Raw genomic sequence first — 10,834 nt, 5'->3', positions numbered from 1 at the left:
GAAGCCTGAAAAGTGAATGGCTGCCTGTAGGGGGCTATATGGATGTCCATCATGCGGTACGTGTAATGGTGCAGGATCTGCTGACAGAAAGTCTGGAGAAGCGGTTCGGTAATGCACTGATGGTCCCGCATCCAGTAGAATGGCTGACCGATAACGGCAGTTGCTATATAGCCGATGCCACGCGTGCGTTTGCCAGTTCACTGGGGTTCATAGTGTGTACCACACCAGTACGTAGCCCGGAAAGTAACGGCATGGCAGAATCGTTCGTAAAGACGTTCAAGCGGGATTACGTCTACGTAAATGACCTGCTGGATGCAGTATCAGTGATGGAAAAAATGGCAGAATGGATGGAGGACTATAATAACCTGCATCCGCATAAGGGGCTGAATATGAAATCTCCACGCGAATATCGCGATGCTATGTTAGCAGTTAATTAGCTGTGTCTGTTTTAGCAGGGGTAACTCCAGCTAGCGTATCTTCAAAGGTATATATTATATCTGTTTCAATTATAGGATAGTCAAAATGCATTTATTATTATGAGATTTTTCTCTTAATGAGGTATGTAACATGATGACTTCCAACTCCTTATTTTATACGCTGTTGGTTATCAACAGGAACTGGCTGATAGGTGGACAATATGTTGAAAATTGGGCAGTTAGCTAAACTCGCTGATGTAACGCCGGATACTATCCGTTACTACGAAAAGCAGGGAATGATGGACCACGGTGAACGAACTGATGGTGGCTACCGGCTGTATACTGATCAGGATCTCCGGCGCTTACGGTTTATCCGCTACGCCAAGCAACTAGGCTTTACATTGGATACTATCGCAGAATTATTGTCGATCCGGATAGATCCTGAGCATCATACCTGCCAGGAGTCCAAGTCTATTGTAGATTCACGGCTTAGTGATGTGGAAGGTAAGATCAGAGAATTAGAGAGAATGCGTGACTCCCTAAAAAGACTCAGCGATGCTTGTTGTGGCACTAGCCATGCGACGACATACTGCTCAATATTGGAAGCTTTGGAGCAGGGAGCAACAGAAGAGTTAATTAAGATATAAATTTCTCTACAGATGGTTTAAATCGACAGCGGACCACAGTATCATGTTCAGAATTTATCCATTAGTACCATTACTGCGAGGTAGTACCATGACAACATATCGCCATACCAAGGGAAAAATTAAAGATAATGCACTGGAAGCTCTACTCCATGACCCACTATTCAGACAGCGTATTGAGAAAAATAGTAAAGGTAAAGGAAGCTATCAGCGTAAAGAGAAATATGCAAAAGGTAGTAACTGGGAGGCCAGTAGTAAGCAATCAATAGATTCTTTACTACTGGTCTTCTGATTTAAAAGAAATAAAAAGCTATCTTCTTGGACTTAATCCAAATATCAGTTTTTGCTCCGCTGTTTGGGGTAACTCATTCCGATAGCTCTTAAATTTAGCCAAACTGAAATTATTTTGTGTGCTGCGCTTTTAATAAATCGCGAATCTCAGCTAATAGTATCTCTTCAGTCGTTGGTGTTGGCGGTGTTGCAGGTTCTTCTTCCGCTTTTTCACGACGTAGCTTATTCATCAACTTAACCGCGGAGAATATAGCGAGGGCTACAATAACAAAATCAAAAATGCTTTGAATAAATGTCCCATAATTCATTACTACCGCGGGTATAGACCCTTCAGCGGCTCGTAATACAAAATGGAATTGTTTAAAATCTACCCCACCTAGCAATAGCCCGAGTGGCGGCATGATAATATCGGCAACGAGTGAAGAGACAATTCTGCCGAATGCCGCACCAATAATCACACCAACAGCTAAGTCGACCACATTGCCACGCATGGCAAATTCACGAAATTCTTTCATAAAGCTCATAGCCAACACCCCATCAATAAATGAATGACTTAATTCTAGCTAACTAATACCTATTATCACTAAAATTATAGGGAAATTTTAATTATTTCCTCATGAGTATGGTTTTTTATAAGGACGCCAGAAATTAATGGTTATTAGTTATAGGAAAAATGGGCTTGGTTGGAACAAACGTTCCACATCGGGTACAAATTTTTTGTGGGTAATGAACATTATTACATGGTCCCCTTGCTTAATTATGGAGTTACTGTTTGCAATAATAACCTCATCACCACGAACGATAGCTCCAATAGTTGTTCCTGGTGGTAACTTTATATCTTCAACCATTCGGCCGACAACTTTTGAAGTGCTTTCATCACCATGAGCAATAGCTTCTATTGCCTCTGCAACGCCACGTCTCAGCGAGGATACACTGACGATATCTGCTTTACGGACATGACCTAATAGTGCTGAAATAGTAGCTTGTTGTGGTGATATAACAATATCAATAACGCTTCCTTGAACCAAATCGACGTAAGCACTGCGTTGGATAAGTACCATCGCTTTTTTTGCACCCATCCGTTTTGCCAGCATAGCTGACATAATATTGGCTTCATCATCGTTTGTAATGGCGATAAAGACATCAACCTGTTCAATATGTTCTTCTGCGAGTAATTCTTGGTCTGATGCATCACCATAAAATACGATGGTATCGTGTAGCATTTCAGCTAATTCAGCAGCCCGCTGTTGGTCACGTTCAATTAACTTTACGCTGTAGTCTTTTTCCAGACGTAGTGCCAGACCTGCACCGACATTACCACCACCGACAATCATAATGCGTTTATACGGTTTTTCCAGACGCTGTAACTCACTCATTACCGCTCGTATATGTTGAGAGGCGGCTACAAAAAAGACTTCATCGCCAGCTTCAATAATTGTTGATCCCTGTGGACGGATTGGCCGATCTTGGCGGAATATCGCCGCGACTCTAGTATCAATATGTGGCATATGTTCGCGTAAGGATGACAATGCATTCCCTACCAATGGGCCGCCATAGTAGGCTTTAACTGCTGCGATGCTAACCTTACCTTCAGCAAAGTTAACGACCTGCAGTGCTCCAGGGTATTCGATTAACTTATAGATATAGTCAATAACTAGTTGTTCAGGTGAGATTAAATGGTCAATCGGCACGGCTTCTGGCAGAAAGAGTTTATCTGCTTCACGTATATATTCAGTTGATCGAATGCGAGCAATACGATTTGGTGTATTGAATAATGAGTAAGCGATTTGGCAGGCAATCATATTTGTTTCATCAGAATTAGTTACGGCTACCAGCATATCGGCATCCTCAGCTCCTGCCTCCCGTAGAACTCTAGGGTGTGAGCCATACCCTTGTACTACACGTAAATCAAACTTATCCTGCAGTTGGCGCAGTCGACCAGAGTCGATATCGACTACAGTGATATCGTTATTTTCACCCACTAAGTTTTCTGCCAGGGTCCCGCCAACTTGCCCTGCCCCAAGAATAATTATTTTCATAGCATTCTCTGTTTCACACTGAAATTCGGTTTTGAGGCATAGCAAAAGCCACAGACTATTTTTTGATTATCTTGGCGTAGAAGAAACCATCACCGTCCTCAGGATGTGGAAGGTTTTGTTTACCAGGCGCCGCTGTAGTACCGGTTTCGGTCAACTGTGCTTCGGGATGCCGTTGTAGGAAAGCGGCAATCTGCTGTTGGTTTTCTTCCGGTAATATTGAACAAGTAGCATAAACCAGTACTCCACCATGTTTCAGTTTAGGCCAAATAGCCTCAATGATTTCTGATTGTAGTTGGGCCAATTCGGAAATATCTCGGTCCCGGCGCAGCCATTTTATATCTGGATGGCGGCGAATAACACCAGTTGCAGAACAAGGTGCGTCCAATAGAATACGATCAAATTGCTGGTCACCGCACCATGTGTCAGGTGTTCGACCATCACCAACACGGACTACGGCTTGTAATTGCAGGCGTTGTAAGTTTTCTTTAACCCGACTCAGTCGTTGTTCATCAATATCTACGGCCAATACATGAGCCTGTGGTGCGGCTTCCAGAATATGAGTGGTTTTACCTCCTGGGGCTGCACATAAATCAAGGATCTGCTCACCATTCTGGGGATCGAGTAGGTCAACACAACCTTGAGCCGAAGCATCTTGTACGGTTACCCAACCAAGTTCAAAGCCAGGTAGATGATTGACGGCACAAGGGGTGATAAGGCGCACAGCATCACGATAAATAGGGTGAGGCTCCGCATTAATATCAGCCTGTGTTAACAGTTCGAGGTATTCACTACGAGAATGATGCAGGCGATTTACACGTAACCACATGGGCGGTTTTTGGTTATTGGCATCCAAAATTTGCTGCCACTGTGCTGGATAGGCTTGTTTAATACGGGCCAACAACCAACTGGGATGCAGATAGTGGCTATCGTTATTTACAGCACGTTCCAGTAATTCCACGTGTTGACGCTGAAATTGGCGTAATACACCATTGATAAGCCCTTTTAATTGTGGACGTTTCAGTACTGTTGCGCCTTCGACCGTTTCAGCCAACGCCGCATGTGGCGGGATCCGAGTGTAAATCAACTGATAGAGCCCAACCATAATCAGGTAATGAAAAACACGTTGTTTACCCGTCATCGGGCGAGCCATAAGTTGTTGAATACACCACTCTAGCTGTGGCAAGGCTCGCAGAGTGCCAAAACACAGTTCCTGCAGCAATGCGCGATCTTTATCGGAAATATTTTTTTGTAATTCAGGTAAAACGGTACTGAGCGATTGGCCCTGATCCAATACCTGACTAATTGCTTTAGCAGCGATACTGCGGAGATTATATGTATTTTTCATAACCAAAAAAGCTGACAAACGTCAGCAAATAAAGGGAGAAATAGCCCAATGACGAAGTATTGGGCGATGAAAGGTATTGTTGGAACCGAACGATTACACTAGTTGACTACCTGGCATAAACCATTCTCGCCGAGAGTTTAATAAGTCAGCGGCTGACATTACTTTTTTCCCTGCGGGCTGGAGTTGTATGATATTCAAAACGCCATCAGCAGTTGCAACTTGGATACCATGCTTATCTGCATGGATAATGGTACCTGGTTCTGTATCCTCGGCAGCAGGGAGTATCTGCGCTTGCCAAACTTTGATTGGCTGTTCATCAACAATAAAATAGCTGACAGGCCAAGGGTTAAATGCACGAATACAGCGTTCTAACTGAGTTGCAGAAAGTGTCCAATCTAATTTGGCCTCCTCTTTACTCAGCTTCTCCGCATAGGTTGCTTGTGTTTCATTTTGAACTTCTGCTAGGGCAGTGCCTTCGGCTAGCTGTTGTAATGTTATCAACAGCCCTTGAGGCCCCAATTGTGCCAATTTATCATACAGCGTCGCACTGGTATCTTCTGGCTGAATGTCACATTCAATTTTATGCAGCATATCACCGGTATCTAATCCGATATCCATCTGCATGATAGTAATACCCGTTTTTTCGTCACCCGCCCATACTGAACGTTGGATCGGTGCTGCACCACGCCAACGTGGGAGTAACGAACCATGAACATTGATGCAGCCTAAACGTGGCATCGCTAACACCGCCGCGGGTAGTATTAAGCCATAAGCCACTACGACCATGATGTCAGCATTGAGGTCGGCAACTAAATGTTGGTTCTCTTCAGGTCTTAATGATTTAGGCTGAAAAACAGGGATGCCGTGGTGTTCTGCCAATATTTTAACTGGGCTTGGGGTGAGTTTATTGCCTCGGCCAACTGGGCGGTCTGGTTGAGTGAACACACCAACAATCTTATGTTGAGAAGAGAGCAACGCGCCTAAATGGCGCGCTGCAAAATCAGGAGTTCCGGCAAAAATAATCCGCAAAGAATCAGACACGTTAGTTTCCTGCGTTAGAAAAGTTTAGTTGGCGCGGGCATTGAGCTTAGCCATTTTCTCCAGCTTTTGGCGGATACGCTGACGCTTGAGTGGTGACAGATAATCGACAAACAGTTTGCCAATCAAATGATCCATTTCATGCTGGATACAAATAGCCAATAAACCATCAGTTTCTAGTTCAAATGGCTTACCATCTCGATCCAGCGCCCTGATTTTGACCTTTTCAGCCCGAGGGATCAGTGCTCGTTGCTCAGGAATGGATAAACAGCCTTCTTCAATACCCGTTTCACCGCTTTTTTCCAAAAGTTCTGGGTTTATCAACACCAAGCGTTGATCACGGTTTTCTGATATATCAATGACAATAATTTGTTGGTGAACATCCACTTGGGTTGCGGCAAGCCCAATGCCTTCCTCTGCGTACATAGTCTCGAACATGTCGTCCACAATACGCTGGATTTCACCATTGACTTCTTTTACCGGCGCTGCAATTTTGCGCAGCCGCTCGTCTGGGTAATGTAATATTTTTAATACTGACATAAATATCTAGATCTGCGTCCGAGTAGTGAATGATATTCAATCTCTATTCTAGACATTTCTTGCTCTAATTGACAGCATCGTCTACCAATTGAACGAATTGGTGTCAACATAGGAAAGCAAGTCAGGGAGGCGGTATGTTAGCAGCAGAACTATGGCTACGGATGACTCAGGTTAAAGGGATTGGGGTCGTGAAACGCAGTGCGTTGGCCAAGCGATTACTTGCCAGTGGTGATATCCATCCGGGGAGGTTGGCTGCCTACGGGTTAGACTCACAACAGTGTTATCAGTTTGCTCAATTGTCACCTCGTTATATTGCAGACACGCTAGAGTGGCTGAGTGCTCCTAACCATCATTTACTCACTTATGGTGAGCCTGGGTATCCACCTCATTTAGTTCATATTGCCGCGGCACCGTTAGTTCTCTTTATTTCCGGCGAACTTGATGTTCTCTATCGCCCACAGATCGCAATGGTTGGTAGCCGCCATTTCAGCCACTATGGTGAGCAGTGGGGGAGATATTTTGCCTCAGAACTGGCTCGTACAGGGTTAGTTATCACTAGTGGTTTAGCTGTGGGAATAGACGGAATTTGTCATCAGGCAGCTCTGAATGTTCAAGGGAGAACGATTGCTGTGCTAGGGAGTGGGTTGGAGAACATATATCCACAGCGGCACAGCCGTTTGGCTAAAGAGATTGAATATCAAGGTGGTGCTTTGGTTTCTGAATTTTTAACGACAGCGTTACCTATTGCTGCTCATTTCCCTAGAAGAAATCGAATTATCAGCGGGCTAAGTGACGCAGTGTTAGTCGTTGAGGCCACTTTAAAAAGTGGCTCTTTGATTACCGCTCGTTATGCGATGGACCAAGGAAGAGATGTGTTCGCACTACCGGGGCCATTAGGCAGTGCTAGCAGCGAAGGAACACATTGGCTCATTCAGCAAGGCGCTTACTTGGCAACGTCTGTTAAAGACGTCTCAGAGCAGATCAATGGTTCTTTGCAATGGTTATCATTGCCAGAGGAAGTAATTATTTCTTCACCGAAGGAGCAAGTTGAATTGCCATTTGCTGATGTGTTGGCTAACGTAGGGGATGAGGTGACACCTGTTGATGTTGTCGCCGAACGTGCCGGCCAACCTGTGCAAGACATTGCCAGCAAATTGCTCGAGCTGGAGTTAGCAGGGTGGATCGCAGCTGTACCCGGCGGCTATGTCCGAATAAGGAGGGCAGGCCATGTTCGACGTTCTAATTTACTTATTTGAAACTTACATGCACAGCGAATCGGAAATGCTTGTCGATCAGGACAAGATTACCGACGATCTTGCTGATGCTGGTTTCTACCGTGAGGATATCAACAACGCCCTGAACTGGTTAGAGGTTCTCGCTGACCTACAGGAAGGGCAGAAAGCCCCTTATCTCTATACCGCTGATCCACAAGCTTTACGCATCTATACTGTGGAAGAGTGTCGGCGTCTGGGGGCCACTTGCCGTGGTTTTATCCTATTCCTTGAACAAATTCAGGTATTACAGTTTGATACTCGTGAGATGGTGATTGATCGTATCATGGCGCTGGACTCCCCCGAGATTGATCTTGAAGATCTTAAATGGGTTGTGCTGATGGTGTTGTTCAATATACCGGGTTATGAAAATGCCTATAAGCAGATGGAAGAGCTGCTCTTTGAAGTCAATGATGGTTATTTACACTAAGTAGTAAGATCGCGGGCTAATGGCTGATATAGAAGGCGTTATGACGAAGAAAGTTATCACTAAGGATAATGGCTCCTGTCCTGATTGCGGTGCAGGATTGGTGATTCGCAGTGGGGGGCATGGTCCATTCCTTGGTTGTTCACATTATCCAGATTGCCAGTATATACGCCCACTAAAAGCGCAGACTGACGGCCATGTTGTGAAAATTCTGGAAGGGCAACCTTGTCCTGTGTGTAGCTCTGATATGGTGCTACGTCAAGGCCGCTTCGGGATGTTCATTGGTTGCAGCCAATACCCGCAGTGTGATCATACAGAAGTTATAGATAAACCTGATGAGACGTCTATTGATTGCCCACAGTGTGGTCAAGGGAAACTGTTACAACGCAAGTCTCGGTTTGGGAAAATTTTCCATGCCTGTAATCGCTACCCCGACTGCCAATTTACGCTCAATCAACCGCCAATTGTAGGAGAGTGTGGTTATTGCCACTACCCACTGTTAATAGAAAAGAGAACGGCACGGGGTATCAAATATATCTGTGCCAGTAAGTTATGTGGGAAGGCTGTAGCCAGTGAATAATAGTATGAATCAACAAGTAAACAATTTTGCTCTGACGGATATAGTGCGGGCATTGAGGCAAGAAGAGGTTATCGCTTATCCAACAGAGGCAGTTTTTGGTTTAGGATGCGATCCCGATAGTGAAAAAGCGGTTAATACTTTGCTAGCGTTAAAACAGCGGCCATGGCAGAAAGGTTTGATCTTGGTTGCCGCTAATTATGCTCAGTTAGAGCCTTATATTAATGATTCAATGCTTAACGAAATACAACGAGAAACCCTCTTTTCTACTTGGCCGGGGCCGATAACGTGGGTGATACCTGCCCGAGTAGAAACGCCGCAATGGCTAACAGGCTGTTTTGACTCATTGGCGGTGAGAGTGAGCAATCACCCACTTGTACAGCAGCTTTGTGCGGAATATGGTAAGCCGCTAGTGTCAACTAGTGCTAATTTAAGTGGGTACGAGCCATGTCGTACGGAAGAAGAAGTCAGATTACAGTTTGGCCCTTCATTACCGGTGCTATCCGGTCAAGTTGGTGGTCGTTTGAATCCATCTGAAATCAGAGATGCCTTAACGGGTAAGCGGTTTCGCCAAGGGTAGGATATTGTATGGATCAGAAGTTCGCAGTATTTGGTAATCCTATTAGTCATAGTAAATCGCCGAGGATCCATACGCTTTTTTCCGAGCAAACAGGCATTGAACATCGATATGGTACGGTATTAGCTCTTCCTGAAGCCTTTGAGAACACATTAGCCTCTTTTTTTGCTGATGGTGCCCAGGGCGCGAACATTACAACACCGTTTAAAGAACGTGCATATGATCAATGTGATGAATTAACCGACCGTGCATCTCTGGCAGGGGCTGTTAATACGATTAAGCGTCTGGACGATGGACGCTTATTGGGTGATAACACCGATGGTATTGGTTTGCTCAGTGACCTTGCACGACAGAACTTGATCCTAACAACCGATCGTATTTTGTTGGTTGGGGCTGGTGGCGCTGCCCGAGGAGTGATCCTTCCTCTACTTTCTTATGGGTGTACTGTGGTTGTTACCAACCGGACACATACCCGGGCGCAGCAACTGGCCAAAGTATTTCACCATCTTGGTGATATTGATGCTTGTGAAATGTCGGTGTTGGCTGGGCAACGATTCGATTTGGTTATAAATGCGACGGCATCTGGTATTCATGGCGAGGTTCCGGGCTTACCAACAGAGATCCTTACTTCCCAAACACGTTGTTACGATATGTTCTACCAGGCGGGAGCCACACCATTCTTGGCTTGGGCGCAACGATTGGGTTTAACAGGTTATGCTGATGGTTTAGGAATGCTGGTAGGACAAGCAGCACATGCTTTCAAACTTTGGCACGGTGTGATGCCTGAAATTACGCCAGTATTAGCCCAGCTACGTAATGAGTTAGGTAAATAGAAATACACATCAAGGATACAGGGATGTTATCTCTCTCCCCTGTATCTCATTCGGTTATTTGGACTCTGCCAGATAGTCATCTTTCCAGCGAACGTAGTTGCCAGCAGAGTAAAGCAGACCTTCTAACTCTATGGGGGTTAATGGGCGTATTTGCTTCGCTGGGCTGCCCACATAAAGATAGCCACTAACCAAGCGCTTACCTGGAGCAATAAGACTACCTGCACCAATCATTACATCATCTTCTATTATTGCTCCATCTAATAGAATAGATCCCATACCCACTAATACTCTGTTACCAATGGTACAGCCATGTAGCATTGCTTTATGACCAACAGTCACGTCTTCACCAATGATTAATGGATACCCTTCAGGATTATGCTCAGATTGATGGGTAACATGCAGCACACTACCGTCTTGGATATTTGAACGTGCCTCAATGATGACGTGATTAACATCGCCACGAATGGCGACTAATGGCCAGACACTGACATCATCACCTAAAATAACATTGCCAATGACAACACTCGATCTATCGATCATGACTCGTTTACCTAAAGTCGGTGAATAATGAAGATAAGGGCGGATAGAGTCGCACATAATAATAACCTCTTAATAAGATCACGTTTTACCGGCAATACTAGCCTTTGCTGATGGAATTACAACCAATCGGCCATTAGGATCGTCGTTAAAATACGACGGATCGACCAAGATCTGTCCGTAAGGGGTGAAAAGTATTCAAACAGTAGAAAAAGATGAAAAAAGAGTTGTGCAAAAAAATCGACACCCTATAATGCGCATCCATCGAGACGGCACACAACGAATCAAGTAGTTGAGTG

14 protein-coding genes are annotated in these 10,834 nt (G+C 44.8%); 8 read left to right on the top strand and 6 right to left on the bottom strand.

What is annotated here, in order from left to right:
* The 3 genes from AC971_RS20795 to AC971_RS20785 form a co-directional block, all read left to right on the top strand.
* Positions 1-437: integrase core domain-containing protein (locus tag AC971_RS20795; RefSeq protein WP_231573044.1), on the top strand; the 437-nt coding region annotated here is incomplete at its 5' end.
* A 200-nt stretch (positions 438-637) separates the two neighbouring features.
* Positions 638-1,063 carry a Zn(2+)-responsive transcriptional regulator gene (zntR, locus tag AC971_RS20790; RefSeq protein WP_025381729.1) on the top strand — a complete coding sequence of 142 codons (426 nt, stop codon included), beginning with the start codon at positions 638-640 and terminating at the stop codon, positions 1,061-1,063.
* An 88-nt stretch (positions 1,064-1,151) separates the two neighbouring features.
* Positions 1,152-1,352 (top strand): alternative ribosome-rescue factor A, encoded by a 201-nt coding sequence (locus AC971_RS20785; protein WP_025381728.1) that lies wholly within the window; start codon positions 1,152-1,154, stop codon positions 1,350-1,352.
* A gap of 109 nt (positions 1,353-1,461) precedes the next feature.
* Here the strand turns inward: AC971_RS20785 and mscL are convergent, their stop codons facing one another.
* From mscL to def, 5 genes are all read right to left on the bottom strand, one after another.
* On the bottom strand, positions 1,462-1,875 hold the full coding sequence (gene mscL / locus AC971_RS20780; RefSeq protein WP_025381727.1) for a large-conductance mechanosensitive channel protein MscL: 414 nt from the start codon (positions 1,873-1,875) through the stop codon (positions 1,462-1,464).
* A gap of 138 nt (positions 1,876-2,013) precedes the next feature.
* Positions 2,014-3,390: a Trk system potassium transporter TrkA gene (gene trkA / locus AC971_RS20775; protein WP_002209018.1), complete on the bottom strand. Its 1,377-nt coding sequence runs from the start codon at positions 3,388-3,390 to the stop codon at positions 2,014-2,016.
* A 55-nt stretch (positions 3,391-3,445) separates the two neighbouring features.
* On the bottom strand, positions 3,446-4,735 hold the full coding sequence (gene rsmB / locus AC971_RS20770; protein WP_025381726.1) for a 16S rRNA (cytosine(967)-C(5))-methyltransferase RsmB: 1,290 nt from the start codon (positions 4,733-4,735) through the stop codon (positions 3,446-3,448).
* A gap of 93 nt (positions 4,736-4,828) precedes the next feature.
* Positions 4,829-5,776, bottom strand: a complete 948-nt coding sequence (gene fmt / locus AC971_RS20765) for a methionyl-tRNA formyltransferase (protein WP_025381725.1) — start codon at positions 5,774-5,776, stop codon at positions 4,829-4,831.
* 24 nt (positions 5,777-5,800) lie between these two features.
* Entirely contained in the window at positions 5,801-6,313 is a 513-nt protein-coding gene (gene def / locus AC971_RS20760; protein WP_025381724.1) for a peptide deformylase, read from the bottom strand.
* A gap of 134 nt (positions 6,314-6,447) precedes the next feature.
* Here def and dprA point away from each other — a divergent pair, with 134 nt between their 5' ends.
* Genes dprA through aroE form a run of 5 tightly spaced genes read left to right on the top strand, consistent with a single transcriptional unit; the run spans position 6,448 to position 9,998 of the window.
* Positions 6,448-7,569, top strand: coding sequence for a DNA-protecting protein DprA (gene dprA / locus AC971_RS20755; protein ID WP_025381723.1), 1,122 nt, complete (start codon positions 6,448-6,450; stop codon positions 7,567-7,569).
* Positions 7,541-8,014 (top strand): DUF494 family protein, encoded by a 474-nt coding sequence (locus tag AC971_RS20750; protein ID WP_025381722.1) that lies wholly within the window; start codon positions 7,541-7,543, stop codon positions 8,012-8,014. Before dprA ends, AC971_RS20750 begins: the two co-directional genes overlap by 29 nt.
* A 40-nt stretch (positions 8,015-8,054) precedes the next feature.
* On the top strand, positions 8,055-8,591 hold the full coding sequence (locus AC971_RS20745) for a DNA topoisomerase family protein (RefSeq protein ID WP_038402454.1): 537 nt from the start codon (positions 8,055-8,057) through the stop codon (positions 8,589-8,591).
* Positions 8,592-8,595: 4 nt separating this feature from the next.
* Positions 8,596-9,168, top strand: a complete 573-nt coding sequence (gene tsaC, locus AC971_RS20740) for an L-threonylcarbamoyladenylate synthase type 1 TsaC (RefSeq protein WP_025381720.1) — start codon at positions 8,596-8,598, stop codon at positions 9,166-9,168.
* 8 nt (positions 9,169-9,176) lie between these two features.
* Positions 9,177-9,998: a shikimate dehydrogenase gene (gene aroE, locus AC971_RS20735; RefSeq protein ID WP_025381719.1), complete on the top strand. Its 822-nt coding sequence runs from the start codon at positions 9,177-9,179 to the stop codon at positions 9,996-9,998.
* A gap of 54 nt (positions 9,999-10,052) precedes the next feature.
* On the opposite strand, the gene AC971_RS20730 is transcribed toward aroE, so the two are convergent.
* The gene (locus AC971_RS20730) at positions 10,053-10,595 is read right to left on the bottom strand and encodes a gamma carbonic anhydrase family protein (protein ID WP_038402047.1); all 543 of its coding nucleotides are present in this window, start codon (positions 10,593-10,595) and stop codon (positions 10,053-10,055) included.
* Positions 10,596-10,834: the final 239 nt, after the last annotated feature.

Source organism: Yersinia similis (assembly GCF_001053095.1).
GTDB classification, from domain to species: Bacteria; Pseudomonadota; Gammaproteobacteria; order Enterobacterales; family Enterobacteriaceae; genus Yersinia; species Yersinia similis.
The sequence above is the reverse complement of the archived record's forward strand: the minus strand, read 5'-3'. Positions and strand labels throughout refer to the sequence as shown.

Coding starts and splice junctions, on each gene's coding strand:
- zntR (WP_025381729.1), top strand. CDS start 638: ATGTTGAAAATTGGGCAGTTAGCTAAACTCGCTGATGTAACGCCGGAT.
- AC971_RS20785 (WP_025381728.1), top strand. CDS start 1,152: ATGACAACATATCGCCATACCAAGGGAAAAATTAAAGATAATGCACTG.
- mscL (WP_025381727.1), bottom strand. CDS start 1,875: ATGAGCTTTATGAAAGAATTTCGTGAATTTGCCATGCGTGGCAATGTG.
- trkA (WP_002209018.1), bottom strand. CDS start 3,390: ATGAAAATAATTATTCTTGGGGCAGGGCAAGTTGGCGGGACCCTGGCA.
- rsmB (WP_025381726.1), bottom strand. CDS start 4,735: ATGAAAAATACATATAATCTCCGCAGTATCGCTGCTAAAGCAATTAGT.
- def (WP_025381724.1), bottom strand. CDS start 6,313: ATGTCAGTATTAAAAATATTACATTACCCAGACGAGCGGCTGCGCAAA.
- dprA (WP_025381723.1), top strand. CDS start 6,448: ATGTTAGCAGCAGAACTATGGCTACGGATGACTCAGGTTAAAGGGATT.
- AC971_RS20750 (WP_025381722.1), top strand. CDS start 7,541: ATGTTCGACGTTCTAATTTACTTATTTGAAACTTACATGCACAGCGAA.
- AC971_RS20745 (WP_038402454.1), top strand. CDS start 8,055: ATGACGAAGAAAGTTATCACTAAGGATAATGGCTCCTGTCCTGATTGC.
- tsaC (WP_025381720.1), top strand. CDS start 8,596: ATGAATCAACAAGTAAACAATTTTGCTCTGACGGATATAGTGCGGGCA.
- aroE (WP_025381719.1), top strand. CDS start 9,177: ATGGATCAGAAGTTCGCAGTATTTGGTAATCCTATTAGTCATAGTAAA.
- AC971_RS20730 (WP_038402047.1), bottom strand. CDS start 10,595: ATGTGCGACTCTATCCGCCCTTATCTTCATTATTCACCGACTTTAGGT.